This window comes from Streptomyces sp. CNB091 (assembly GCF_000377965.1).
Genome location: NZ_KB898999.1, coordinates 105,484 through 130,256 on the forward strand (window position 1 = coordinate 105,484; position 24,773 = coordinate 130,256).

General features: G+C 73.8%; 21 protein-coding genes. 14 read left to right on the top strand and 7 right to left on the bottom strand.

Annotated features, from left to right (window positions below):
* The first annotated feature begins 197 nt into the window (after window positions 1-197).
* A complete protein-coding gene (locus D581_RS0118620) occupies window positions 198-530 on the top strand; it encodes a DUF2530 domain-containing protein (protein ID WP_018958727.1) in 333 nt (110 codons plus the stop codon).
* Between the two features lie 151 nt (window positions 531-681).
* Window positions 682-3,207 carry an HAD-IC family P-type ATPase gene (locus D581_RS0118625; RefSeq protein ID WP_018958728.1) on the top strand — a complete coding sequence of 842 codons (2,526 nt, stop codon included), beginning with the start codon at window positions 682-684 and terminating at the stop codon, window positions 3,205-3,207.
* Window positions 3,208-3,325: 118 nt separating this feature from the next.
* Here the strand turns inward: D581_RS0118625 and D581_RS0118630 are convergent, their stop codons facing one another.
* The 3 genes from D581_RS0118630 to D581_RS0118640 all read right to left on the bottom strand — a co-directional run bounded on the left by D581_RS0118630 (window position 3,326) and on the right by D581_RS0118640 (window position 9,119).
* Window positions 3,326-4,201 (bottom strand): hypothetical protein, encoded by an 876-nt coding sequence (locus tag D581_RS0118630; RefSeq protein ID WP_026290653.1) that lies wholly within the window; start codon window positions 4,199-4,201, stop codon window positions 3,326-3,328.
* Between the two features lie 195 nt (window positions 4,202-4,396).
* Window positions 4,397-7,600, bottom strand: a complete 3,204-nt coding sequence (locus tag D581_RS0118635; protein ID WP_020679219.1) for a sacsin N-terminal ATP-binding-like domain-containing protein — start codon at window positions 7,598-7,600, stop codon at window positions 4,397-4,399.
* A gap of 586 nt (window positions 7,601-8,186) precedes the next feature.
* The gene (locus D581_RS0118640; RefSeq protein WP_032752819.1) at window positions 8,187-9,119 is read right to left on the bottom strand and encodes a DUF3027 domain-containing protein; all 933 of its coding nucleotides are present in this window, start codon (window positions 9,117-9,119) and stop codon (window positions 8,187-8,189) included.
* Between the two features lie 416 nt (window positions 9,120-9,535).
* Here D581_RS0118640 and D581_RS0118645 point away from each other — a divergent pair, with 416 nt between their 5' ends.
* Genes D581_RS0118645 through D581_RS0118665 form a run of 5 tightly spaced genes read left to right on the top strand, consistent with a single transcriptional unit; the run spans window position 9,536 to window position 13,821 of the window.
* A complete protein-coding gene (locus tag D581_RS0118645) occupies window positions 9,536-10,972 on the top strand; it encodes an MFS transporter (protein ID WP_018958732.1) in 1,437 nt (478 codons plus the stop codon).
* 27 nt (window positions 10,973-10,999) lie between these two features.
* Window positions 11,000-11,476: a hypothetical protein gene (locus D581_RS0118650; protein ID WP_026290655.1), complete on the top strand. Its 477-nt coding sequence runs from the start codon at window positions 11,000-11,002 to the stop codon at window positions 11,474-11,476.
* 53 nt (window positions 11,477-11,529) lie between these two features.
* Complete coding sequence (locus D581_RS0118655) at window positions 11,530-12,273, top strand: futalosine hydrolase (RefSeq protein ID WP_020679220.1); 744 nt, start codon at window positions 11,530-11,532, stop codon at window positions 12,271-12,273.
* Window positions 12,263-13,141, top strand: a complete 879-nt coding sequence (locus D581_RS0118660; protein ID WP_018958735.1) for a 1,4-dihydroxy-6-naphtoate synthase — start codon at window positions 12,263-12,265, stop codon at window positions 13,139-13,141. Before D581_RS0118655 ends, D581_RS0118660 begins: the two co-directional genes overlap by 11 nt.
* A 26-nt stretch (window positions 13,142-13,167) precedes the next feature.
* Complete coding sequence (locus tag D581_RS0118665) at window positions 13,168-13,821, top strand: hypothetical protein (RefSeq protein WP_018958736.1); 654 nt, start codon at window positions 13,168-13,170, stop codon at window positions 13,819-13,821.
* A 67-nt stretch (window positions 13,822-13,888) separates the two neighbouring features.
* On the opposite strand, the gene D581_RS0118670 is transcribed toward D581_RS0118665, so the two are convergent.
* Window positions 13,889-14,272 (bottom strand): cold-shock protein, encoded by a 384-nt coding sequence (locus D581_RS0118670; protein ID WP_015610403.1) that lies wholly within the window; start codon window positions 14,270-14,272, stop codon window positions 13,889-13,891.
* A 176-nt stretch (window positions 14,273-14,448) separates the two neighbouring features.
* Between D581_RS0118670 and D581_RS0118675 the strand changes: the two genes are divergently transcribed.
* A complete protein-coding gene (locus D581_RS0118675) occupies window positions 14,449-14,688 on the top strand; it encodes a hypothetical protein (RefSeq protein ID WP_007452509.1) in 240 nt (79 codons plus the stop codon).
* A 42-nt stretch (window positions 14,689-14,730) separates the two neighbouring features.
* Here the strand turns inward: D581_RS0118675 and D581_RS0118680 are convergent, their stop codons facing one another.
* The gene (locus D581_RS0118680) at window positions 14,731-15,414 is read right to left on the bottom strand and encodes an HAD hydrolase-like protein (protein WP_026290657.1); all 684 of its coding nucleotides are present in this window, start codon (window positions 15,412-15,414) and stop codon (window positions 14,731-14,733) included.
* Window positions 15,415-15,580: 166 nt separating this feature from the next.
* Here D581_RS0118680 and D581_RS0118685 point away from each other — a divergent pair, with 166 nt between their 5' ends.
* Genes D581_RS0118685 through D581_RS0118700 form a run of 4 tightly spaced genes read left to right on the top strand, consistent with a single transcriptional unit; the run spans window position 15,581 to window position 19,604 of the window.
* Window positions 15,581-16,621, top strand: coding sequence for an iron ABC transporter permease (locus D581_RS0118685; RefSeq protein ID WP_051114603.1), 1,041 nt, complete (start codon window positions 15,581-15,583; stop codon window positions 16,619-16,621).
* 8 nt (window positions 16,622-16,629) lie between these two features.
* Window positions 16,630-17,727 carry an iron ABC transporter permease gene (locus tag D581_RS0118690; protein WP_018958739.1) on the top strand — a complete coding sequence of 366 codons (1,098 nt, stop codon included), beginning with the start codon at window positions 16,630-16,632 and terminating at the stop codon, window positions 17,725-17,727.
* Window positions 17,724-18,620, top strand: a complete 897-nt coding sequence (locus tag D581_RS0118695; protein WP_026290660.1) for an ABC transporter ATP-binding protein — start codon at window positions 17,724-17,726, stop codon at window positions 18,618-18,620. Before D581_RS0118690 ends, D581_RS0118695 begins: the two co-directional genes overlap by 4 nt.
* 3 nt (window positions 18,621-18,623) lie before the next feature.
* On the top strand, window positions 18,624-19,604 hold the full coding sequence (locus D581_RS0118700) for an iron-siderophore ABC transporter substrate-binding protein (protein WP_018958741.1): 981 nt from the start codon (window positions 18,624-18,626) through the stop codon (window positions 19,602-19,604).
* A gap of 87 nt (window positions 19,605-19,691) precedes the next feature.
* On the opposite strand, the gene D581_RS0118705 is transcribed toward D581_RS0118700, so the two are convergent.
* Complete coding sequence (locus tag D581_RS0118705) at window positions 19,692-21,137, bottom strand: hypothetical protein (RefSeq protein WP_018958742.1); 1,446 nt, start codon at window positions 21,135-21,137, stop codon at window positions 19,692-19,694.
* A 54-nt stretch (window positions 21,138-21,191) separates the two neighbouring features.
* On the opposite strand from D581_RS0118705, the gene D581_RS0118710 reads away from it, so the two are divergent.
* On the top strand, window positions 21,192-23,672 hold the full coding sequence (locus tag D581_RS0118710; RefSeq protein ID WP_018958743.1) for a helicase C-terminal domain-containing protein: 2,481 nt from the start codon (window positions 21,192-21,194) through the stop codon (window positions 23,670-23,672).
* A 43-nt stretch (window positions 23,673-23,715) separates the two neighbouring features.
* Here D581_RS0118710 and D581_RS0118715 read toward each other — a convergent pair whose 3' ends face one another.
* On the bottom strand, window positions 23,716-23,913 hold the full coding sequence (locus D581_RS0118715; RefSeq protein WP_026290661.1) for a hypothetical protein: 198 nt from the start codon (window positions 23,911-23,913) through the stop codon (window positions 23,716-23,718).
* Between the two features lie 116 nt (window positions 23,914-24,029).
* Here D581_RS0118715 and D581_RS0118720 point away from each other — a divergent pair, with 116 nt between their 5' ends.
* The gene (locus D581_RS0118720) at window positions 24,030-24,770 is read left to right on the top strand and encodes an XRE family transcriptional regulator (protein WP_026290662.1); all 741 of its coding nucleotides are present in this window, start codon (window positions 24,030-24,032) and stop codon (window positions 24,768-24,770) included.
* Window positions 24,771-24,773 lie beyond the last annotated feature (3 nt).

Genomic DNA, 24,773 nt, shown 5'->3' on the forward strand with positions numbered 1-24,773 from the left:
ACGTAGAGGAGTGGATGCGATGGGGCAGGCAAGGTGATCGAAATTGGATGTTCAGACGAACGAATCGAGCCAATCCAAAGCAGATTCAGTATGAATACATCAAGCGAAGATCGCTATCTCCGCGCGTAGACCCGCGTGGCCGCTGGGGCCGACCGGGCCGTACACCCCTCGGTCCGGTGGCCCCATACACTGAACTCATGGAGAAGTGGACACCGCAGCACGAGGCGCCCGAACCCCTGGAGGGCCCCGTCGTCGCCACCGTCGTCGGCGGCACGATCCTCTGGTTCGTCCTCTTCCTCGCCCAGCTCCCCTTCTACGGCTGGTTCGCCGACCGGGGCCACACCTGGTGGGTGTGGACCCCGCTGGCCGGGGCCGGACTCGGCCTGATCGGCATCTGGTACGTCCGGGGGCGCGACGCCGCCCTCAAGCGCCACGCCGCCAAGGTCGAGGCCAAGGACGCCGCGGGGGCCGCGGCGACGGACAGCGCGCTGGGCGGCGACCCGGCGGGCCGCGCCGACCGGACGGACTGACTCCGTCCGGCGACCGGACGGACTGACTCCGTCCCCGTAGGACGCCTCCGCGAAGCTCCCGTACGACCACGGGACCGTCTTCGTCCTCCCCTGGTCGGATCTTCGCCCCTCCGGTGGGTGGTTCGGCGCGCACGCCCGTACCGTCGAACCCATGACGCAGCGGGCACTCGACTCCTCCGGGGAGCAGACCCCCGGAACCCCCCGGCCGGCCATGATCGACGCGGGGGCGGAACTCGACCCCGTGCACCCCATGGAGCCACCGCCCGCCCGTCGGCCGGACGGGCTGAGCACCGCCGAGGTCGCCGAACGGGTCGCGCGCGGCGAGGTCAACGACGTACCCGTACGTTCTTCGCGCTCGGTCACCGAGATCGTCCGGGCCAACGTCCTCACCCGGTTCAACCTGATCATCGGCGTGCTCTGGGTGATCATGCTGTTCGTCGCGCCGATCCAGGACAGCCTCTTCGGCTTCGTGATCGTCGCCAACACCGGCATCGGCATCATCCAGGAGTGGCGGGCCAAGAAGACCCTGGACAGCCTCGCGGTGATCGGCGAGGCGAAGCCGACCGTGCGGCGCGACGGGGTCGCCGCCGAGATCTCCACCTCCGAGATCGTCCTCGGCGACCTGATCGAGCTCGGCCCCGGGGACAAGGTGGTCGTGGACGGCACGGTCGCCGAGGCCGACAGCCTGGAGATCGACGAGTCGCTCCTCACCGGGGAGGCGGACCCGGTGGTCAAGCAGGCCGGCGACCCGGTGATGTCCGGCAGCTTCGTCGTCGCGGGCGGCGGCGCGTTCACCGCGACCAAGGTCGGACGCGAGGCGTACGCCGCACAGCTCGCCGAGGAGGCGTCGCGCTTCACGCTCGTCCACTCGGAGCTGCGCAGCGGCATCAGCACGATCCTGAAGTACGTCACCTGGATGATGGTGCCGACCGCGATCGGGCTGATCACCAGCCAGCTGGTCGTGAAGGACAACAACTTCAAGGACTCCGTCGCCCGGACCGTCGGCGGCATCGTCCCGATGATCCCCGAGGGCCTGGTCCTCCTCACCTCCGTCGCCTTCGCCATCGGCGTCGTACGGCTGGGCCGCAAGCAGTGCCTGGTGCAGGAGCTGCCGGCCATCGAGGGCCTCGCCCGGGTCGACGTGGTCTGCCTGGACAAGACGGGGACCCTCACCGAGGGCGGCATGGACGTCACGGAGGTCCGGCCGCTCAACGGGAGCGACGAGGCGTACGTGACGCGGGTGCTGCGGGCGTTCGGCTCCTCGGACCCGCGGCCCAACGCCAGCCTCCGGGCCATCATCGACGCGTACCCGGCGGGTCATGGCGACGACGAGGCGCATCCGGCGGCCGACGGCAACACGCTCCCGGCCGCCGACGGCGGCGTGGAGAGCTGGACGGTCACCGACGCGATGCCGTTCTCCTCCGCGCGCAAGTACAGCGGCGCGGCGTTCGCCGAGGCCGACGGAACGGCCTCCGCGTGGCTGCTCGGCGCCCCCGACGTCCTGCTGTCCGAGGGCGACGCGACCCTCACCGAGATCGAGCACCTCAACGAGCAGGGCCTGCGGGTGCTGCTGTTGGCCCGCGCCGAGGGCGAGCTGGGCGCGCCCGGCGCGGCGGCCGGAGCCGCGCCCACCGCCCTGGTCGTCCTGGAGCAGCGGCTGCGGCCGGACGCGGGCGACACGCTCGCCTACTTCGCCGACCAGAACGTGGCGACCAAGGTCATCTCCGGCGACAACGCGGTCTCGGTCGGCGCGGTCGCCGGGAAGCTGGGCCTCGCGGGCGCGGAGAACACGCTGGACGCCCGCAGGCTGCCCACCGATCCGGACGAGATGGCCACGGCCATGGAACAGAACGCGGTCTTCGGCCGGGTCACCCCGCAGCAGAAGCGGGACATGGTGGCCGCCCTCCAGTCGCGCGGCCACACGGTCGCCATGACGGGTGACGGCGTGAACGACGTCCTCGCGCTCAAGGACGCCGACATCGGCGTCTCGATGGGCTCGGGCTCGGAGGCGACGCGGGCGGTGGCGCAGATCGTGCTGCTGAACAACAGCTTCGCGACGCTGCCCTCGGTGGTCGCCGAGGGCCGCCGGGTGATCGGCAACATCACCCGCGTCGCGACGCTCTTCCTCACCAAGACGGTCTACTCGGTGCTCCTGGCGATCCTGGTGGTCTGCACCCAGGTGGAGTACCCGTTCCTGCCGAGGCACCTGACGCTGCTGGCCACGCTGACCATCGGCGTCCCCGCGTTCTTCCTGGCGCTCGCGCCGAACAAGGAAAGGGCCCAGCCCCATTTCGTACGCCGGGTCATGCGGTACGCGATCCCCTCGGGCGTCATCGCGGCGGCGGCCACCTTCACGACGTACCTGGTGGCGCGGCACCACTACAGCGGCGAGGGCGCGCTGGCGGCCGAGACGAGCGCGGCGACGCTGACGCTGTTCCTGGTCGCGATGTGGGTGCTGGCGATCATCGCCCGCCCGTACACGTGGTGGCGTGTCGGCCTGGTGGCGGCGATGGGGCTCGGCTTCCTGATCGTGCTCGTGGTGCCGTGGCTCCAGGACTTCTTCGCGCTGAAACTGGTCGGCACGACCATGCCGTGGGCGGCGGTCGGCATCGCGGTGGCGGCGGCCGCGCTGCTGGAGTTCGTCTGGCGCTGGGTGGGGCGGCGCTTCGGGATGTAGGGGACGGCCCCCGGGCGTCCTCCGGGAGGTGTGGGCACGGGAAAGCCCCCGGGAGGACGGTGGTCCTCCCGGGGGCTTTCGCCTGTCGGTCCTACTTCACGTCGAGCGCCTGTCGGTCCTACTTCACGTCGAGGAAGTCGCCCTTGGCCGAGACGGCCGGGGTGGTGGACGTACCGGCGAAGCTGTAGCGCCAGGTGCCGTCGGCCGAGGCCTTGACGGTGGTCTTCAGGGTGCCGGTCGAGCTCGTCTTGACGGTCTTGACGGTCGTGTAGCTCTTGGCTCCCTTCTTCTTGAACTGGAGCTTCACGGGCTGCTTGGTGTAGCCCTTGTACGTGTTGGTGTCCCAGTTGGCGCGCGTGAGCTTGCCGGTGACCGTGATGGTCTTGCCCTTCTTCACGGGCTCCGGGGAGGCGTTGACGGTCAGCTTGGAGAAGCGCTGGACGCGGGTCTTGGCCTGGGTGTCGTTCCAGATGAAGTCATAGTCGCTGCCGGTGTCCGCGAGCGCTCCGACGGCGACCTTCCAGGTGCCGGCGAGGCTGCTCGTGTAGAGGTCGTCGGACCGCGGGTCGACCGTGATCGAGACGGTGCAGGTGGAGGTGGTCGGGTTCGCCGAGACCTTGCACTTGGCCGCCTGCTCGGTGCCGAGGAAACCGTCGACCTCGTCGATGTGGCCGTGCCACAGGTAGGCGTCCGCGTCGGCGATGCCGGACGGCGACGAGGCCGTGATCGCGATGGTGAACTTCTTCTTGGACTTCGTGCCGACCACGATGTCCTTGCCGCCGTTGACGACGACCTTCTTGATGACGGGCGTCTCGGCCGCACGGGCGGCGCGGGCCTTGGCGGCGGGCGCGCCGGGCTCGGAGGCGAAGACGTCGGCGCCGGACGGCACGCTCAGACCGGCGTCGGGCTTCTCGTCGGCCTGGACGGCCGGTACTGCGAGAGCGGAAAGGGCCAGGGCGCCGGAAACGGCGGCCACGGTGGCACGAATACGCATGTGTCCCCAAGTGGAGAAGGGGCCCCGGGGCGCGCTTGCGTCGTCAGCCCGGCGGGGCCCATCTGATCCATGAGCCTCTTGGCTCACAGGAACAGACAGGCGAACAGCGTGAACGGTTGTGCGGACCTGTGACTTTTCTGTGAACCCGCAGCTCACTGCCGGGAAACCGCGGCCCCTCAGTCGAACCGCGGCCCCTCAGTCGAACCAGCGGTCGCGGGCCAGTTCCTCCGTCCGGGACGGGTCCTCCAGCAGGGCCGCGACCTCGAAGCGGCGGGGCCACTGGCCGGCCGCCCAGGCCAGGCCGGCCGCCACACCCTCCAGGGTCGCGGCGTGGACGGTCCCGTCCGGGGTGCGGCGCCAGTCCAGTTCGACGCCGCCCGCGCGGAGTTCGGGGTGTTCGACGTACGTGTCCGGGGTCCCGGGTCCGAGCAGGACGCGGACCGGCTCCGGTACGCGGTGCTCCTCGCCCTCGCTCGTCACGCCCGCCTCGATCGTCTCGCCGAGCCGCCGCACCTGGAGCAGCTCGGCCAACTCGGCGGCCCGGGAAGGGGCTACGGGGAGCAGCGGCAGGCCCCCCGTCAGCGGAAGCACGTCGGGGGCGTCCGCGATCACGGCGTCCGCCGCGTCGACCACGGCCACGTCCCCGTCCACCACCGCGCGCAGCTCGTCCGGCAACGTCACCTGGTCCGGGTCCAGTTCGGCGAGCGCCGTGTAGAGCGCGTGCAGTTGTACGGGGGTGACGGGGCGGTCCTCGTCGGCGAGCCGGCCCAGCAGCTCCGCCGCACCGCCCGGCTCGTCCAGCAGGGCCGCGACCGAGGTGCGCACCCCGAGGGCCCGCAGCACCTGGGCGTCGTCGAAGCCGGTCGCGTCCACCGCGTCGTAGAGCCCGGCCAGCCGGGGGTCGCCGCCCGCCGCGCGCAGTCCGGCCGGGCGGCGGCCGTCCAGCACGGGGTGGTCCCGCAGCCACCACGCGGTGTACGGGCGCACGGACTGCGTCGTGCCGTCCGGGAGCAGCACCCGCACCGGCTGTGTCAGCGCGTCGCGCAGCGGCGGCTTCGCCAGCATCGCGAGCGCCTGCGGCCAGGCGTCGTCGTCGACCAGGTCCAGATCCCGTACGGCGACGATCTCGGTGGCGACGGGCGGCACGGGGGTCTCCGGCAGCTGATCGAGGAGGTCCTCGCACCACACGTCGACGGCGTCCAGCAGCCCGGCGTCGTCGGGTTCGGCGAAGTCGCTGTCGCGGGGCTCCAGTTCGTCCGGGTCCAGGACCACATCCGTGGTCCGTACGAGGGCGAAGGTGGCGAGCACCCCGCAGGCGGTGAGCGGGCCTTCTCCCCAGCGGTCGGCCAGCTCCTGGTCGGCGAGGGCGAGTTCACCCTCGCGCATGACCTGCGCGAACGGGCTGCCGGGGAGGACGAGTTCCCCCGCCGGGGACGGCTCGCCGTCCTCGTCGGGGAGGGCGAGCGCGCCGAGCCAGGGCTCGTCGCCGGGGGCCAGCTCGGCGTCCCGGACCAGGGTGAGCACGGTCTCGGCCAGCTCCTCGCCGTCGAGCGCGTCCTCGTCCCAGATCTCCCCCGCGTCCAGCGAACCGGCGACGGCCGCCCGCACCTGGGGAGTCGTCAGCACGGCGCGCGGGGTGGCGGGCAGAGCCCCGAGCTTCTCCAGCAGCGGGTGTGCGGCGTCCGGGTGGGCGACCTTGAGGCCGAGGCGGGAGAGCCGGGCGAGGACGGGGCCGGTGAGCGCGTCCGGCAGCGGCAGCAGGACCTGCCGCGGTCCGATCGTGGTGCGCGGCGGACGGCCCGCCCGCTCGCCGTCCAGGTCGCCCGCGAGGGGGACGGGGAGGCCGGAGAGCCGGTCGGGGTCGGTGCCCGCGAGGCTGTCGTAGAGCCGGCGCCACCAGGCGGGGTCACGCTCCAAACCGGCGAGGCGGTCGATGGCCTCGGTCAGGGGGACGCGGGCGACGCCCAGGGTGCGCAGCTCGGTGCGCCGCTCCAGGCCCGCGGGCAGCAGACAGGGCAGCACCTCGGCGAGCACCCGTACGGTCTCGGCCCCGACGCCCTCGACGACCTCCGCCTCCACGGGCCGCAGGGCGGAGGTGCCCTCCGTACGGTCCTGGTCCCGGTCCCAGTCGTCCGCCCAGCCCGGCTCGGCCTCGGGGTCCCGGGGCGCGGCGGGCTCCAGGAACGCGACCCGGGGCAGCCGGGCCAGGATCGCCCCACGCAGGGCCCCGTCCAGGCCGCCCTTGCCCAGCGGCCCCGGCACCAGGTCGATGGTCCCGGTCGACACGGGCCGCCAGGAGCCCAGCAGCTCCGCGTACGCGTCGGCCGCCCGCTCCACCAGGAAGTCGGTCAGCGGTCCCGGCGCGGGGTGCCTGCGGGCGGTGTCCAGCGGGAGGGAGGCGATGAGCAGGGCGGGGATGCCGAGTGGCTCGTCGGTGGGCGTCGGGGCGTGCACGACGGGTGCGGTACGGGGGTGGAGCGGGGCGCCCGCCTCGTCGACCGGCACCGCCCAGGTCACCGACCAGTGCGGGCGCAGCCGCTCCTCGACCGGGCGGTCGGCGAGCAGGGCGGGCTCGACGGGCCCGTGGTGGAGCACGGTGCGCCAGCGGCCCAGGCCGTGCGCGGAGTCGTCGATGTGCGTGTACGGGCCGTGGGCCGAACGGCTGAGGGTCCGCGTCCCGTCCGGGGTCTCGATGACGACCTCGTCCAGGCCGGGCAGGGTGAGCAGCAGCGCGTCGTCCACGGCGGCCAGCAGCCGGGCCACCAGGTCCTCGGCGGTGCCGTCGCGCAGCGGCAGCACGACGACGGTGTCGTACCCGTCGGGCGCGGAGCCCTCGGCGGGCAGCGGCAGGCGCAGCAACGGTACGTGTCCGTCGCGGCGGCGCAGCTCGTCGCCGAGGCCGGGGCTGCCGACGGCCGCCTCCCGGGCCAGCTCGCGCGCCTCGGCCAGGGACCAGCGGACGCCGCCGTGCCGGCCGAGCACGGCGGGCTCGTCGCTGACCGCGAGGACGGCGGCGAACCCGACGCCGAAGCGGCCGACGGAGGACTCGTGGCCCTCGCGCTTGGCGGAGGCCCGCAGGGTGCTCAGGGACTCCACGCCGGTGGCGTCGAGCGGCGCGCCGGTGTTGGCCGCGGCCAGCACGCAGCGGTCGTCCGGGTCGCCGGGGGCGGCGGGGTGCAGGGTGAGACGGAGCCTGCCGGGGACGCGGGCGCGGGCGGCGGCGTCGGCGGCGTTCTGGGCCAGCTCGACGACGAGGCGGTCGCGGTAGCCGCCGAGCGCGAGGTCCTCCTCGGCGTTGGCGTCCTCCCGGAACCGGGCGGGCCCGGCCCCCCAGGCGTCGAGCACGCCGCGCCGCAGCCGTGCCGTCCCGAACGGATCGGCCCCCTCGGTCGCCTTCATGCTCACGCTCTCGACTCCTCCGCTGGGTGGGGACCGCGTATGCCTGTGCGGCCCAGTGTGCGCCCGAAGGTACCGCGCGCGCCGCCCCCGCCGTACCGGCAAGCCCGGCCATCCCGGCCGGCCCGGCCCCCTTGGCCTCGCCGGAGCCCGGCCATCCCGCCCGCCCCGCGCCGTTGCCACGGCCGAGCCCGGCCATCCCATCCCGCCCGGCACCCACGGGGGCCGGCAAGCCCGGCTATCCCAGCCCGTCCGGCGTTTGAGGACGGAACCCTTGCCCGGGTGGGCGTGCACGGAGAAGGTCCCTGGGGCCCAGCACCCCCGCAGCGGCAGCCACCACCACGTCAACGGTTCCGTCCTCAAACGCCGGACGGGCTGGAGGGGTCACCGCACACCGCTGGAGGGGCCACCGTGTCCGGCGCTGGAGGGGCCACCGTGTCCGGCGCTGGAGGGGTCACCGCACACCGCTGCAAGAGGCACCGCACACCGCTGCTTGGGGCGCCGCCCGGGAATCAAGCCCGTCCGGCGATTGAGGACACCGCGCGATTCCCGGGCACCGCAAGCCCGGACCCCTCAGCGGGCAGGAGCGTCAGGAGTGACCCAGGTCCTCCGACGCCCCGTCCGTCTCGGCCGGCACGGAGCCCCCACCGCGCTCCGGCCGCAGCGAGTACGCGTCCACCCGCACCGTGTCCAGCGCGTGCGGCGCCGGCTTCGGCGGCGTCGGCATCACCGCGGCCTCCGAATGCCCGCCGCAGCCGTACGCCAGCGACACCACATGCCCGTCCGCCGGGCCGAACTCGTTCGCGCACACCCCGAAGGCCTGCTTCAGGGAGCCCGCCATCGGGATCAGGAACGCGCAGCTGACGCACGTCGCCGGGGCCGCCTGGGCCATCGGCGTCTTCGGGCCGAACTCCTCGTCCCAGCGGTCGGCCGCCGCGTACAGCCCGTACCGGGACAGCACCCGCGCCCGGCGCGTACCGAGCTCGTCGGCGACCGCGGCGATGGACCCGCGGCTGGTGGCGGCCACCGGCCGGTCCGTCAGCTCGGCGTCCTCCGCGTCGACCAGCTCCGCCAGCTCACGGGAGACCACGGAGTTCGGCGGCGGCTCGTCCTCACCGGTCCAGCCCGGCTCCAGGCGCAGGTCCTCCGCCTCGGTGGGCAGCAGGTCGCCGGGGCCCATGTCGCCGGGGCGCAGCCGCTCGCTCCACGGCACCCACTCCGGCGCCAGGAGGGCGTCGTCCCCCGGCAGCAGCACCGTCTCGTCCAGGGTGACGTTCTTCGCGCGGGAGGCCCGCGCCACCGTCACCGCCCAGCGCCAGCCCCGGTACCCGGGCTCCTTGGCCTCGAAGTAGTGGGTGACGACCCGGTCTCCCTCGGAGACCACGCCGATGTGCTCACCGACCACACCGGGCGCGGCGGCCTCCTCCGCGGCCGCGCGCGCGAGGTCCACCGCCTCGGCGCACAGGCGGTCGGGAACGGGGGTCCGGGCCGTACGGCTTCGCGTCGTCGTCGCAGCACTCACAGGTCTTCGCTTCTCTCCATACGCCAGTCTCACGAGCGCGCCGGCTGCCGCACGATTGCCGTTTCGGCCAGACAAGTGCGGGCGGAGCGGACCTGGGGGCCGCGTCGACGTCCACACCCGTTGTGCCTGCCTCGGGCGCGCCTTCTGCCACCCATTCTGCGGGATCGCCGAGAGGCGCGCGGCCAAGAACAACCGCCGGTGGCGCGTTACGCACGCTACCCTCTCCGCCGCGCTGCGCCCACCTGCCCGTCCCAAACGTGCTGTATCCGTCCCCGTCGGCGGGCCCGCCGGTGCCGTTCGGACGCGGATGGCGGCAGGCCCCGGTCGGTCCGGGCGCGCTCGTCCGACAGGACGTCACACGCGCGTCCGCGGCCGATCGCCGTTCATACCGGCCGGGGTTGGGGCACTATGACGGGGTGACTGCCGCCAGGTCGCACGACGGTCCCGGCCCGCTCCGCAGGGCGGGACGGGCGACGGGCCATGCCCTGCGCGCCCCGTTCACCGGCACGGCGCGCGGTATCCGCAAGGCGACGCACGCCCACGGCGCGGGGGAGTCCGGCCTCGGAAAGCTGATCGAACTGCACGCGGTGAACGGCGCGGGCGACGTCATGATCACGGTCGCGCTCGCCTCCACCGTCTTCTTCTCGGTGCCCACGGACGAGGCACGGGGCAGGGTGGCCCTCTACCTCGCCATCACCATGGCCCCCTTCACTCTCCTCGCCCCGGTGATCGGCCCGCTCCTGGACCCGCTGCCGCACGGCCGGCGCGCCGCGATGGCGGGCGCGATGCTGGCCCGGGCGCTGCTGGCGATCACCATGTCGGGCGCGGTCGCCACGGGGGGTCTGGAGCTGTATCCGGCCGCGCTGGGCGTCCTGGTCTCGTCGAAGGCGTACGGCGTGGTGCGCAGCGCGGTCGTGCCGCGGCTGCTGCCACCGAAGTTCTCCCTGGTGAAGGCCAATTCCCGGGTGACCCTGGCGGGGCTGCTGGCCACCGGGGTGGCGGCCCCGATCGGGGCGGGCCTCCAGACCATCGGCTCACCGTGGCCGCTCTACGGCGCCTGCGCGATCTTCGTCGCGGGCACGTTCCTCGCCTTCACCTTGCCGCCCAAGGTCGACTCCGCGAAGGGCGAGCGCCGGGCGCGGCTGATCGTCCCGCACCACGAGGAAGCCGCCCCGCGTCCCGCCCCCGGCAAGGGCAGCACCCGGGCGGGCCTCCGCGGGCGCGGCAACGGGGAGAAACCGGCCAGAGAGCGGCCGCCGGGCCTGCGGTCCGTCGGCGGGTCCGTCCTGCACGGGCTCCAGGCCAACGCCGCGCACCGGGCCCTCTCCGGCTTCCTCATCTTCTTCCTGGCGTTCCTGCTGCGCGAGCACCCGCTGGCCGGGCAGAGCGCGGCGGTCTCGCTCGGCATCGTCGGCGTGGCGGCGGGCGTCGGCAACGCCTGCGGTACGGCGGTGGGCTCCTGGCTGCGGGCCCGCGGCCCCGAGGTGATCATCGCGACGGTGCTGGGGCTCGCGCTGGGCGTGGCGGTCCTGACCGCGGTCTTCTTCTCCACCGTGCTGGTCGCCGCGCTCGGCGCGGTCGCCGGCTTCACCCAGGCCCTGTCCAAGCTGTCGCTCGACGCGATGATCCAGCGGGACGTGCCCGAGGAGGTCCGCACCTCCGCGTTCGCCCGGTCCGAGACGTTGCTCCAGATGGCGTGGGTGGCCGGCGGCGCCATCGGCATCGTCCTGCCGCTCAACGCGGTGCTCGGCATGTCGGTCGCCGCGGGCATTCTCGCGCTCGGCGCGGCCACGTCCGTACGGGGCCTCCTGGGGTCCGCGCGGCGCGGCACGCCGCACCCCCGCGTGGCATGAGCGGAGGCGACCGATAGCCTTCGGCCCATGACCGTTGCGTTCTTCTCCGGTAAGGGCCGTCGAATCGGCGTCGCTCTTGGTGCCGTGTCCGCGGGACTCCTTGTCCTGTCCGCCTGCGACAAGCCGACGCCGCTCGCCACCGTGACGGTCGGCAGCGACTCGGTGAACACCGAGGCCGCCTGCTACAACGACGGCGAGGCGATCAAGGAGTCCCTGATCCAGGGCTGCCTGAACAAGAAGGCCGAGAAGTCCCTCACGGTCTCCATGGACGACAAGGTCCGCTTCGGCGTCGACCCCGAGATCGCCGAGAACGGCTGGACGCTCTTCATCAACGGCCAGCAGGCCGAGCAGGAGCCGTACGACAAGACCTACCGGACGATCCCCGGCAGCGCCTTCTTCGCCAGCCAGACGGGCCAGCCGGCCGAGAAGACGAACATCTCCATCGTGGAGACCAAGGGCAAGAAGCTCACGGGCATCTGGCAGTTCGAGCTCAAGAAGGACTGACCCGCTCGACCGAGAGCGCCCCTCCCCCCGTCCTCGACCCTGAGGCTGTATCCGTGCGTGTGCTGGTCGTGACCGCTGTCCCGGTGGAACGGGACGCGGTCACGCGTGCGTTCGGGGGCGCGCCGGAGATCGTGGCACTGCCGGGGGGCGAGCTGCACCGCGCCGGTGCGTTCGACGTCCTGGCGGGCGGTGCGGGCCCGGCCGCCGCCGCCGCGGCCACCGCCTTCGCCCTGGCGTCGGCGTCCGCGCCGACGCCCCCTCCGACATCCACACCGACGTCCACGCCGACATCCACGCCGTACGGACTCGTCGTCTCGGCCGGGATCGGCGGGGCGTTCACCCCGCTGACGCCGCTCGGCTCGCTGGTCGTGGCGAGCGACATCGTCGCCGCCGACCTGGGCGCCGACACCCCCGACGGCTTCCTGCCGGTCACCGCGCTCGGCTTCGGCCGGGACCGCTTCACCGCCCCGCCCACGCTCGTACGGCAGGTGGCGGCCGCCACGGGCGCCGCCGTGGGCCCCGTCCTCACCGTCTCCACCGTGACCGGCACCGCCGAGCGCGCCGGGGATCTGCTCGCCGCGCACCCGGGGGCGCTGGCCGAGGCGATGGAGGGCTTCGGGGTCGCGGAGGCCGCCGCCCGGGCCGATGTGCCGGTACTGGAGCTGCGGGCGGTGTCGAACGCCGTGGGACCCCGCGACCGGGACGCCTGGCGCATCGGCGACGCGCTGGCGGCGCTCCGGGACGCGTTCGGGAAGATCGCCCCCGTACTGGAAGGTTGGCACCGGCATGACCACTGAAGCTGAAGCGAACCCGGACCCGGGCCCGGACCCGATCGAGATCGCCTTCTCCCCCTGCCCCAACGACACCTTCGTCTTCGACGCCTGGGCGCACGGCAGGGTCCCCGGCGCGCCCGTGCCGGCCGTGACCTTCGCGGACATCGACATCACCAACGGCATGGCCGAGCGCGGTGAGCTGGACGTCCTGAAGGTGTCCTACGCCGTGCTGCCGTGGGTGCTCGACGACTACGCGCTGCTGCCGTGCGGCGGGGCGCTGGGCCGGGGCTGCGGTCCGCTGGTCCTCACCAAGGAGCTGGGCCTCGACCTGACCGGCCGGACCGTCGCCGTGCCGAGCGAGCGCTCGACGGCGTACCTGCTGTTCCGGCTCTGGGCGGCGGAGATGGTGCCGGGCGGCGTCGGCGAGGTCGTCGTGATGCCGTTCGACGAGATCATGCCCGCCGTACGGGACGGCAAGGTCGACGCCGGCCTGGTCATCCACGAGGCCCGCTTCACGTACCGGAACTTCGGCCTGCACAACCTCGCCGACATGGGCCGCCACTGGGAGGACACCACGGGGCTCCCGATCCCCCTCGGCGCGATCATCGCCAAGCGCTCGCTCGGCGCGGAGACCCTGCGCCGCCTCGCCGACACCATCCGCAGCTCGGTCCGGCTCGCCTGGGACCACCCGGAGGTCTCCCGGCCGTACGTCCTGGAGCACGCCCAGGAGATGGACCCGGCCGTCGCGGACCAGCACATCGGGCTGTACGTGAACGAGTTCACCGCCGACCTCGGCGAGGACGGCTACGCCGCGATCCGCGGCCTGCTGACCCGCGCGGCGGCCGAGGGACTGGTCCCCCCGCTGGGCCCGGACGCGCTGGCGTTTCCCTGACCGAGCGGACCGGAAGGACACCCACGGTGCACAACACGTCGACCGCCGCGTCGACCGCCCCGTTCACCCTGGCGTTGTCGACCGCCCCGTTCACCCTGGCGTTCTGGAAGGAAGGCCGTACGCACGAGCGACGGGCGGGCTACCGGGGCACGGCGTCGGGGTTCGGCGAGATCGTCCTCACCGCCCCGCTGCCCCGGAAGCACACCCCGGGCAGCGTGGTCTCCGAGGTGCGCGGCCCGTCGGTACCCACGGCGGTGTTCGAGACCCGCGGCATCCACACCGAGGCCGCCGACCTGCCGACGCTCAACCGGTCGGTGCTCCGCGTCGGCGACGCCATGGTCCACCTGCGGCGCAACCGCTTCGGTCTGACCCGCCGGGCCCGCGCCCTGCACTTCCGGTACGGCGGCGACCACTACCGGCTGCGGGCGGTGAACCGGAAGCAGTACGTCCTGACCCGCCGGGCCGACGACGAGGACCCCGGCGCGTCCCTCACGGCGAAGCTGTCCGGGCGCGGCGGCGGCAGGAGGCTGGTGGTGCGGGCGGCGGGCCGGGCGGTGGCCGCGGACATCGTGCTCGTCACGCTCTTCGCCGGTGTCGACCGCGCGCCGCTGACCCGCTCGGGCGCTGTGCGCGCGGCCCTGGGCAGGTCCACCCGGCTCTTCGCGGAGAGCCAGGCCTGACCCGGCAGGGGCCGCGCTACGACAGCGCCTCGGCGGGGTGCGTCCCGCTACACGTCGAGCTGGTCGGCTACACGTCGAGCTGGTCGGCGACCGCCCTCAGCAGGCCCGCGATCTTCGCGCCGGAGGCCTTGTCGGGGTAGCGGCCCCGCTCCAGCTGCGGCGTGATGTTCTCCAGGACCGTCGTCAGGTCCTGCACGATCGACGCCAGCTCGTCCGGCTTGCGGCGCTGCGCGGCCGCGACGGACGGGGTGGGGTCGAGGACCACCACGGAGAGGGCCTGGTCGCCGCGCTGGCCCGCGACCACGCCGAACTCCACGCGCTGGCCGGGCTTGAGGGCGTCGACTCCGGCAGGGAGAACCGACGAGTGGACGAAGACGTCGCCGCCGTCGTCGCGGGAGAGAAAGCCGAAGCCCTTCTCGCTGTTGAACCACTTGACCTTGCCGGTGGGCACGTCTGTCCTCGTCCTCGTACTCGTCGGTGTGCGGAAGAGCCGGTCCTCAGGGAAAACGGCTCCGGATAGCAGTACAGCGGGTCACCGTGACCCGCCCGGTCCCAGGCTAATGGGCCCAGGGCCGGTGACAAGACGTCGCCGGAGAGTTCCTCCGGGCTGGGAACTACCCTGGTCGCGTGAGTACTACTCCTTCAGGCGCAGGCGACCGGCTCGTTCAGGTCGGCGCGATCGTCTTCTTCGTCGGCGCGCTGGCCACTCTGGTCACCGTGGCCCCCTTGTTCCTGGGCACGGACCCGTTCCCTCCGGTCGCGTACGCGGTCTGCATGCTGATGGGCGTCGGGTTCCTCATCGCCGGGGCGGGCGTCGTGCGCTCGGCCTGGGTCAGCTCCCCGAAGCGGGCCGCGAACCGCGCCTGACGCCCCTCCCCCGTCGCGCCCCCCGGCCCGCCTCGAAGCACGTCACACCACCCGGGCCGCCTCGAAGGCGGCCAGCCAGGCCGGGAAGCCCGTCAGGTCCTCCAGCACCACGTCCGCGCCAGCCGCCCGCAGCTCCGCCGCGTCGCACGGGCCCGTCGTCACCGCGACCGACAGCGCTCCGGCGACCCGGGCCCCCCGTACGTCGCCGGTGTGGTCGCCGACGTACACCTGCGCGCCGTGCTCGCGCAGCGCCTCGCCCTTGGCCTCCGCCCACAGCCAGCCGGCCACCGTGTCCGGCTCGATGCCGAGGTGGGCCAGGTGCAGCTTCGCGTGCGTCGCGAACTTCGCCGTGACGACGATCGCCCGGCCGCCGAGCGCCTGGACCGCCGCCACCGACTCCCGCGCCCCGGCGAGGGCCGTGCTCGGGGCTATCGCGTGGTCGGGGTAGAGCTCCCGGTAGCGGTCGGCCGCGGCGGGCACCCGGTCGGCCGGAAACCAGTGCGCCAGCTCCGTCTCCAGCGGCGGGCCGAGCCGGTTCACCACCAGGTCGACGTCGATCTCCACCCCCGTCTCCGCGGCCAGGACCCGGAAGGCGGCGGCGATACCGGGCCGGGAGTCGACGAGCGTCATGTCGAGGTCGAAGCCGACCGTCAGAGGGCGTCGGGGTGAGCGCCCAGGGGAGTGTTCAAGCGGGTGCTGGGGAGTGTTCTGATCCGTGGAAGTCATGCGAGCCATTGTGCCGACCGGCCGGAGGCCGTTCCGAAGCCCCCGTCGGCGCCGGAATCCGGCCGCTTAGACTGAGACGCGCACTTAGCCAAGCCTTACCGTCCTGGCCCCGCGCCCCGGCGTTCCCTCCGTTCCGTCACGTCCGCGTCCGTCCCGATTGGGTGAAATGTCAGCGTCAGCGCCCGTGCGGACCGCCGCGCCACCCCGTGCACCCCGCCTCTCCCGACGTGCCGCCTCGACCGCCGGGGCCGTGCTCGCGCTGCTGCTGGCGGTCCTGCTGAGCCTCGCCGTGGGGGCGCGGTCCATCCCTCCGGGCGAGGTGTTCGACGTCCTGCTGCACGGCGGGCACTCCGACGCCGCCGAGGTGATCCGCACGATGCGGGTGCCGCGCACGCTCATCGGGCTGATGGTCGGCGCGGCGCTGGCCCTCGCGGGCACGGTGCTCCAGGGCATCACCCGTAACCCCATCGCCGACCCCGGCATCCTCGGCATCAGCCAGGGCGCTTCGGTCGCGGTGGTGACGGCCATCGCGTTCGCGGGGGTCCACACGCTCACCGGGTATGTGTGGTTCGCCTTCGCGGGCGCGGCGCTCGCCTCGGTCGCCGTGTACGCCATCGCCTCCAGCGGACGCGGCGGCGCGACCCCGGTGAAGCTGGCGCTCGGCGGTGCGGCGATCAACGCGCTGCTGGTGTCGGTGACGGTGGGAATCCTCACGACGAACGCCGCCGCGCTCGACGAGTTCCGCTTCTGGCAGGTCGGCTCGATCGCGGGACGGGAGGCGGACGTCGTCCAGCAGGTGTGGCCGTTCCTCCTCGTCGGGGCGGTCCTCGTGCTCTCCGTCGCCCGCGGCCTGGACGCGCTCGCGCTCGGCGAGGACGTGGCGAAGGGTCTCGGGCAGAACGTCGCCGCGGTCCGGATCGTCGGCGGTGTCGGGGCGACCGTGCTGACCGGGGTCGGGGTCGCCGCCGCCGGGCCGATCGCCTTCATCGGTCTCGCCGTCCCGCACATCGCCCGCGCGGTCGTCGGCAACGACCACCGCTGGGTGCTGCCCATGGCGGCGCTGATCGGGCCCGTGATGCTGCTCGTCTCGGACGTCGTCGGCCGGATCGTGTTCCCGCCGGGCGAGGTCCCGGCGGGCGTGATGACGGCCCTGATCGGGGTGCCGTTCCTGGTCGCCCTCGTACGCCGGAAGGCGGTGCCCGCATGAGTGCCCGCATGAGCGAGACCTCGACGGCCGTGACCGCGCCCGAGAAGGCCGTACGGGTCCGGCCCGCCGGCTACTCCGTCGTGAAGGCCGGTCCGCGCGGCCGGTTCCTGCTGCACCGGCGGGCGTCCGCCGTCGCGGCCGCCCTCGTGATGCTCCTGGCCGCCGTCTGCGTCGTCTACCTCTGCGTCGGCGAGAGCTTCGTCGCACCCGGCGAGGTCGTGAAGGTGATCCTCGGGCAGCCGTCGTCGGCCGAGCTGGTCGTGGGCACGCTGCGGCTGCCGCGCATGGTCGTCGGGCTGCTGGTGGGCGCCGCGTTCGGGATCGCCGGGGCGCTGATCCAGACGGTGGCCCGCAACCCGCTGGCCAGCCCCGACATCATCGGCATCAGCCAGGGCGCCAGCGCGCTCACGGTCGGCGCGATGACCTTCGGCATCACCTCGTACACCGTCCTGCCCTACCTCTCCGTCGTCGGCGGCATCGCGGCGGCGGCCCTCGTGTACGTCTTCGCGTGGCGCGGCGGCCTGCACGCCACCCGCTTCGTCCTCATCGGCATCGGCTTCGCCATCGCGCTGCGGTCGGTGACCCAGCTGTTCCTGACCAAGGGCGACTACCTGGTCGCCCAGCAGGCGCAGATCTGGATGACCGGTTCGCTGAACGGGCGCGGCTGGTCGGAGGCCGCCCCGATCGGCTGGACGCTGCTGATCCTGCTGCCCGCCATCGCCTGGGCGGCCCGCGCGCAGCGCACCGTCGCGATGGACGACGACACCGCCGTCGCGCTGGGCGTGCGCCTGGGGCGCGTACGGCTGGGACTCGTCGCGCTCGGTGTGGTCCTGGCGTCCGTGGCGACGGGCACGGCGGGCCCGGTGGACTTCGTGGCGCTGCTCGCCCCGCAGGTCGCCCGCCGGCTGACCCGGACCGCGCAGATCCCGCTGCTGTCCTCGGCGCTGCTGGGCGCGGTGATCGTCGTCCTCGGCGACCTGCTCGCCCGCAAGCTGTTCGCGCCCACCGAACTGCCCGTGGGCGTCCTCACGGCGGCGGTCGGCGCCCCGTACCTGATCTGGCTGATCATCCGCGGTCACCGCGGCCGCAGTGGAGGCACCGCATGAGCCCGAGCCCTAGCCCTAGCCCTAGCCCTAGCCCGACGAACGACACGGCGCAGCGGACCGGCAGGCTCGCCGCGCGCTCCCTGACCCTCGCGTACGAGGACCGCACCGTCGTCCACGAACTGGACCTCACCGTGCCCGACGGGCAGGTCACCGTCATCGTCGGCCCGAACGCCTGCGGCAAGTCGACCACCCTGCGGGCGCTCGGCCGGCTTCTGAAGCCGCGCGGCGGGGCGGTCCTGCTGGACGGTACGGAGCTGGCGCGGCTCCCCACGAAGCAGATCGCCCGGTCCATCGGGCTGCTCCCGCAGACCCCGGTCGCGCCCGAGGCGATCACCGTCTCCGACCTGGTCGCGCGGGGCCGTCAGCCGCACCAGAGCTGGTGGCAGCAGTGGTCGGACGAGGACGAGCGGGCGGTGACCGACGCGATGGCCCGTACCGACGTCACGGCGCTGGCCGACCGGTCGGTGGACGAGCTGTCGGGCGGGCAGCGCCAGCGGGTGTGGATCGCGATGGCGCTGGCCCAGGAGACGGACCTGCTGCTGCTCGACGAGCCGACGACGTACCTCGACATCGCGCACCAGGTGGAAGTCCTCGACCTGGTGCGCCAGTTGGCGTCTCCCGCCGCCGACGGAACCCGGGGCCGCACGGTCGTCACCGTCCTCCATGACCTCAACCAGGCCGCCCGGTACGCGGACCGCCTGGTCGCCATGAAAGAGGGCCGGATCGTCGCCGAGGGCCGGCCCGGGGACGTCGTCACCGCCGAGCTCGTCGCCGAGGTCTTCGGCCTGGAGGCGGTGATCGTCCCGGACCCGGTGACGGGTTCGCCGCTCGTCGTCCCGAGTGCTCCCTGGACCCCGTCCCCGGTGGTCTCCCCCTCCCAGAAAGGTCTGTGAAACATGACTTCCCTCCTCCGCGACCGCCGCCGTACCCTCGTCGCCGGCTCCCTCGCCGTGACCGCCGCGCTCACCCTCGCCGGGTGCGGCTCCTCCGACCCGGCGGCGGACTCCTCCTCCGACTCCCCGGCGAAGACGCGCACCGTCTCCACCGCGAACGGGGACGTCGACGTCCCCGCGTCGCCGAAGCGGGTCGTCGTCCTGGACTCCGGCGAGCTGGACTCCGCGATCTCCCTCGGCGTCCGGCCGGTCGGCGCGACGCACTCGGCGTCCGAGGACGCCTTCCCCTCCTACCTCCCCGCGAGCGAGACGAAGGACATCACCCCGGTCGGCGAGATCGCCAACGCGAACCTGGAGTCCGTCGCCGCGCTCAAGCCGGACCTGATCCTCACCAGCAAGGTCCGCGACGGGGAGCGCTACGAGGAGCTCAGCAAGATCGCCCCGACCGTGATGACGGAGGCGACCGGCAGCGCCTGGAAGGAGAACTTCCAGGTGCACGCGGAGGCGCTCGGCAAGCAGGCCGAGGCGAAGAAGGTCCTCGCCACGTACGACACCCAGGTGGCGAAGGTGACGGAGGCGCTCGGCGGCAAGGAGAAGGCCGCCGCGACGGACGTCAACTTCGTCCGCTTCGTCGAGGGCGCCGAGATCCGCATCTACGGCAAGCAGAACTACATCGGCTCGATCCTCGCCGACATCGGCACCGGCCGCCCCGCGATCACGGACAAGGCGAAGGACGGGTTCTCGTACGACGTGTCGCCCGAGAAGATCGACCTCGCGGACGCGGACGTCATCTTCACGTCGACGTACGGCGACCCGGGCAAGGCCGGGACGACGAAGACGATGAACAGCGGCCTGTGGAAGGGGCTGAAGGCGGCCAAGAACGACAAGGTGTTCAAGGTCGACGACCGGCTGTGGATCGCGGGCATCGGCTACACGGCCGCCGGCAAGATCCTTGAGGAGTTCGAGAGCAGCATGACGAAGTAGCCCCTCGTCGAGTGTCTCGCCGGGCGGCGGGCGGGCCGGCCGAACCGGCCACCCGCCCGTCGCCGGGAGCGCGCGGTGGGCGCCGGCTCAGCCGGCCCGCCTCCGCGCCCGCCACACCAGGTAGAGCGCGGAGGCGAGGGCGGCGAGGCGGACGACCACCGGCCAGGTGTCCAGCAGGACGTCCCGCATCGCGCCCTCGCGGATCGGTTCGCCCCAGCGCCCCTCCATCCGCCCCCAGACCCACGCGAGGGCTCCGGCCGCCACCACGCCCGGCAGGCCGAGCGCCGCCCACTTCGCCTCCGTACGGGAGAGGGTGCGCGAGCTGTACGCGATCAGCCAGCCGCCCGCCAGGGGCAGCCAGGAACCGGTGACCACACCGGCGACGAGCAGGACGGCGGCCAGGAGCAGCAGCGGGTGGGCGAAGCCGCCGCGGGGGCCGGAGGCGGCGGCCTCGGGCTCGGCGACCGCCGCGGCGGCCTTGCGGCGACGGAGCTTCAGGAGGCGCAGGGAGCGGCGGCGGGCGGCGGTCCCGGCCTCGCCCTTGCCTCCGGCCTTCCCGTCCGCCGCGCCTTTCTCGTCCTGCCCGTCCTGCCCGTCCTGCCCGCCCTGCCCCTCAGGCCCGTCCTTCTCGATGGGCCTCGGCCGCCTCCCGAGGAGCTCCGGGGCCTCGATGCCGCCGAAGAACCCGGGGATGGCGGTCCCCTCGTCGAAGGGGCCCGGCTCCAGGCGCCACCAGTCGGTCGCGTCCGCGTCCCCCTGCTGGTCCTGGCCGAGCATGTGCGGGGCGGAGGGGTCGGGCCAGGCGCGGGCGGGGACGCCTTCGTCGTCTGCCACCTGGTCGTCGGGGGCCGCAGCCGGGCGGGGCACGGCGGCGGACCGCGCACCGGACGCGCCGCCGGAAGCGCGATCGGGATCACCGCCGGGAGCCCGGTCGGACGCGCCGCCCGAAGCCCGGTCGGACGCCCCGCCGAAAGCACCGCCGGGCGCACTGTCGGAAGCATCGCCGGGCGCACGGCCGGAAGTACCGCCCGGAGCACTGCCCGGAGCACCGCCGCCGCCCTCGGGATCGCGGCGCGACGCGCCCCACCCGAAACCGGCTTTCGGCTTCCGGAGGGCCTTCTCCGCCCGGCCGCCCCCCGCCCCCGGAGCGGGCTCCTTCGGCTTCCTCGGCTCCTTGGGCTCCCTCGGCTCCTTGCGGAGGAGTCCGCCCCGGGGCCGGGGGACGGAGGCCCGCCGCTGCTGCCCGCCGGCGCCCGCCCCGGTCCGGGCGGACGGCAGCGAGACCGTGCCGTCGGCCGACTCCGCCGCCGCGGCGACCAGTTCGTCCGGGCTGCCCAGCCTGCCGATGATGCGCCGCACGGTCGCCGGGGAGTCCGCACCCGCCACACCGCGCTGCCGGTCGATCTCGCCCCGAAGTGTCGAAACCAGGCGCATCCGGGCGCCCGACGACAGCTGTTGCTGCTGGGCCAGGTCGCCGACCCGGCTCAGGTAGTCGTAGACGAGCTGGTCGCTCTCGATCCCCACGCGGTGCATCCCCTCTACCGGCCCTGCCCCGACGGTAGCGTTCCAGCGGCTACCGTGGGACGGATGGGGACGACCACACCACCGCGCACGCTCGCCGAAGCCCTGCGCGCCCGGGGCGACGAATCGCTGGCCGGGCTGCTGCGTGCCCGCCCCGACCTCCTCAACCCGGTGCCGAACGACATCACCCAGCTCGCCACACGGGCCGGCACGCGGGCGTCCGTCGTCCGCGCGCTGGAACACCTGGACCGGTTCGCACTCCAGACCGCCGAGGCACTGGCGGTGGCCCCGGACCCGGCCCCGTACGGCACGCTGCTCTCCCTGCTCACGGGCGACGGGCTGGACGACGGCGACCAGCGCGACGACGCGGGCGCGGCGATCACCGCCGCACTGCCGGGCGCGCTCTCGACGCTGCGCGAACAGGCCCTGGTCTGGGGCGAGGACGACCGGCTGCGGCTGGTGCGCACCGCCCGCGAACTGCTCGCCCCGTCCCCGCAGCACCCCTCGCCCACGGGCCTGGGCCCCACGGTCGCCGAGGCGACGGCCGGGATGTCGCCGGGCCGGCTCCAGGAGATCCTGGCGACGACCGGCCTGCCCGCCACGCACGACCCGGTGTCCGCGGTGGGTGCGCTCGCCGCCCTGTTCACGGACCGGACGCGGATGGCGGAACTGCTGGACACGGCCCCGGTGGAGGCGCTGTCGGTCCTGGACCGGCTGGTCTGGGGCCCGCCGTACGGGGAGGTCACGCCCAACCCCACTCCCCCCGTGAAGTGGCTGCGCGACCGGGGCCTGTTGCTGCCGGTCTCCACCCGCACGGTGGTCCTGCCGCGCGAGGCGGCCCTGCATCTGCGCGCCGGACGCGCGCACCGCGTACCGGAACCGGTCCCCCCGGCCGTCGCGGCGGCCGCGACACGCGATCCACAGGCTGTGGACAGGGCGGCGGCGGGCCAGGCGTTCACCGCACTCTCCACGGTCGAGGAGCTGCTGAAGCTCTGGAACGGCGGCGGCCCCGCGATCCTGCGCGCGGGCGGGCTGAGCGTACGGGAGCTGAAACGCGCCGCGAACTCCCTCGACGTGACCGAGCCGATCGCCGCCTTCTGGATCGAACTGGCCTACGCGGCGGGCCTGTTGGCCTCCGACGGTGCGCCCGAGGAGCGGTACGCGCCGACGCCGGCCTCCGACGAGTGGCTCGACCTGTCCACCGAGGACCGCTGGACGCACCTCGCCACCGCCTGGCTCGCCGCCACCCGGACCCCGGGCCTGGTCGGCGGCCAGGACGCCAAGGGGCGGGCGCTGTCCGCACTCGGCCCGGAGCTGGACCGCTCGGCCGCCCCCGACGTACGCCGCCGGGTCCTGGCCCTGTTCGCCGAACTCCCGCCGGGCACCGCGCCGGACGCCGAGACCCTGCTGCGACGGCTGCGCTGGGAACGCCCGTTGCGCGGCGGAGCGACCCCTCCGGCCGCCACGGGCCCGGGCGAGGGGGCGGACCTCCGCTCCCGCCTCGCCCTGTGGACGCTCAACGAGGCGGAGCTGCTGGGCATCACGGGCCGGGGCGCGCTCTCCGCACAGGCCCGCGCGCTGCTGGACGAGGGCCCGGACGCGGCGGCGGCCCGCCTCGCGCCGCTCGTCCCCGAGCCCCTGGACCACGTCCTGCTCCAGGCCGACCTCACGGCGGTGGCGCCGGGCCCGCTGGAACGCCCCCTGGCGGAGACCCTGTCCGTCCTGGCCGACGTGGAGTCGAAGGGCGGGGCGACGGTGTACCGCTTCACACCCGGCTCGGTGCGCCGCGCCCTGGACGCCGGGCAGGCGGCGACCGACCTGCACGCGTTCCTGGCGGCGCACAGCCGTACGCCGGTTCCGCAGCCGCTGAGCTACCTGATCGACGATGTGGCCCGCCGCCACGGCCACCTGCGGATCGGGTCCGCGTCCGCGTACGTACGCTGCGACGACGAGGCGGTCCTCAACGAGATCCTGGCCGACCGCCGCTCCACCGGGCTCCGCCTCCGCCGCCTGGCCCCCACGGTCCTGGCCTCCCAGGCCGACCCCGGCTCCCTCCTGGAGGCCCTGCGCGACATGGGGTACGCGCCGGCCGCCGAATCCGCCGAGGGCGACGTCCTGATCACCCGCGCCGGCGCCCGCCGCACCCCGCCCCGCACACCCCCGGTCCCGGTCCCCGAAGGCCCTCCGGTCCCGGACGACACCCTGCTCGGTGCGGCCGTACGCGCCATCCGCGCGGGCGACACGGCCGCCACGGTGACCCGCAAGGACACGTCCGAGGGCCCGTCGTCCACCGCGCCTTCCGGCTCCCTCCCCCGCACCACCTCCGCCGAGACCCTGGCCACCGTCCAGGCGGCCGCGATGACGGGCTCCGCGGTCTGGATCGGCTACGTCAACGCGGACGGCGCGGCCAGCCAGCGCGTGATCGCCCCGGTCCGTGTGGAGGGCGGCTTCGTCACGGCCTACGACCACACGGCCGACGAGGTCCGCACGTACCCGCTGCACCGGATCACGGGGGTGGCGGAGCTGGCGGACGACGGGAAGCCCTGAGGGCTAAGGCTTGCACCCGCTGCCCGATGCAGGGCCCGCGTGATCACTGGTGCCCCTCCGGGTGCCTGCGCAGGTAGACGTTGCAGTCGGACACGGTGGTCATGTCGCCCACAGCGCGGGCGCGGCTACGTACGGCGGCCAGCTCGGCACAGCCGGCACACCCCTCGACCGGCTCTGGCTCCCTGTCCATCCGCAACGGCAACTCGACAGGCGGAGTGCTGTAACGCATCGGTTCACTCATGCGGTGATCGTCATGCTCGTCACCAGGACGACGGAACCTCGTACGTTTCCCAATCCGGGACGTCCCGGAGCCTGTAAAACGTCCCTGACATGTCCGGAAGCGGAGGGGAGACCAGGATGGCGAACGAGCGCTTACGTGCGGTCATGGCCGCCGGAGGATGGCCGCACGCAGACCTCGCCGGCGTCGTCGAGGTAGATCCCAAGTCCGTCGAGCGTTGGGTCAATCTCGGGCGTACGCCCCGGCGCGGCACCGCTCTCAGGGCCGCCGAGACGCTGGGAGAGGACGTGCACGCCCTGTGGCCCCAGCTCAGGCAGGCGCGATCGGCCGCGGCCGTCAGTGCCGAACTCGTCGCGCTGTACGCGCAACGGGCCGACCTGCCGGTGTCCGCCTTCGTCAATCTCCTCGCCCAGGCGCGCCGGCAGATCGACGTACTCGTGTACGGGGCCGTCTTCCTGCACGAGGCGTACCCACGGCTCAACGACCTGCTGCGGGAGCGGGCTGCGGACGGGTGCGCGATCCGGATCGCGGTGGGGGACGCGGACGATGCCAACGTCCAGCAACGGGGTCGGGAGGAGCGCTTCGGCCACGGCATCGAGTCGCGCTGCCGACTCGCGCTCATGCACTACCGCCCCTTGGCGAGCGAACCGGGCATCGAGATCCGTACGCATGGGACGACGCTCTACAACAGCCTGTACCGCGCGGACGACGAGATTCTGGTCAACGCCCACGTCTGGGGCGTCAACGCGTACGCCGCGCCTGTGTGGCACCTCCGGGGCAGCGGCAGCGGAGGCATCTTCGGCACGTACGAGGACAGCTTCGAGGCGGTATGGAAGTCCGCACAGCCGGTGGAAGGGTGACTT

What these genes read in the sequence shown, in the direction of transcription:
- D581_RS0118620 (WP_018958727.1), top strand. Translation starts at nt 198, where the DNA reads ATGGAGAAGTGGACACCGCAGCACGAGGCGCCCGAACCCCTGGAGGGC.
- D581_RS0118625 (WP_018958728.1), top strand. Translation starts at nt 682, where the DNA reads ATGACGCAGCGGGCACTCGACTCCTCCGGGGAGCAGACCCCCGGAACC.
- D581_RS0118630 (WP_026290653.1), bottom strand. Translation starts at nt 4,201, where the DNA reads ATGCGTATTCGTGCCACCGTGGCCGCCGTTTCCGGCGCCCTGGCCCTT.
- D581_RS0118635 (WP_020679219.1), bottom strand. Translation starts at nt 7,600, where the DNA reads ATGAAGGCGACCGAGGGGGCCGATCCGTTCGGGACGGCACGGCTGCGG.
- D581_RS0118650 (WP_026290655.1), top strand. Translation starts at nt 11,000, where the DNA reads ATGACCGTTGCGTTCTTCTCCGGTAAGGGCCGTCGAATCGGCGTCGCT.
- D581_RS0118660 (WP_018958735.1), top strand. Translation starts at nt 12,263, where the DNA reads ATGACCACTGAAGCTGAAGCGAACCCGGACCCGGGCCCGGACCCGATC.
- D581_RS0118680 (WP_026290657.1), bottom strand. Translation starts at nt 15,414, where the DNA reads ATGACTTCCACGGATCAGAACACTCCCCAGCACCCGCTTGAACACTCC.
- D581_RS0118685 (WP_051114603.1), top strand. Translation starts at nt 15,581, where the DNA reads ATGTCAGCGTCAGCGCCCGTGCGGACCGCCGCGCCACCCCGTGCACCC.
- D581_RS0118690 (WP_018958739.1), top strand. Translation starts at nt 16,630, where the DNA reads ATGAGCGAGACCTCGACGGCCGTGACCGCGCCCGAGAAGGCCGTACGG.
- D581_RS0118695 (WP_026290660.1), top strand. Translation starts at nt 17,724, where the DNA reads ATGAGCCCGAGCCCTAGCCCTAGCCCTAGCCCTAGCCCGACGAACGAC.
- D581_RS0118700 (WP_018958741.1), top strand. Translation starts at nt 18,624, where the DNA reads ATGACTTCCCTCCTCCGCGACCGCCGCCGTACCCTCGTCGCCGGCTCC.
- D581_RS0118705 (WP_018958742.1), bottom strand. Translation starts at nt 21,137, where the DNA reads ATGCACCGCGTGGGGATCGAGAGCGACCAGCTCGTCTACGACTACCTG.
- D581_RS0118710 (WP_018958743.1), top strand. Translation starts at nt 21,192, where the DNA reads ATGGGGACGACCACACCACCGCGCACGCTCGCCGAAGCCCTGCGCGCC.
- D581_RS0118715 (WP_026290661.1), bottom strand. Translation starts at nt 23,913, where the DNA reads ATGAGTGAACCGATGCGTTACAGCACTCCGCCTGTCGAGTTGCCGTTG.
- D581_RS0118720 (WP_026290662.1), top strand. Translation starts at nt 24,030, where the DNA reads ATGGCGAACGAGCGCTTACGTGCGGTCATGGCCGCCGGAGGATGGCCG.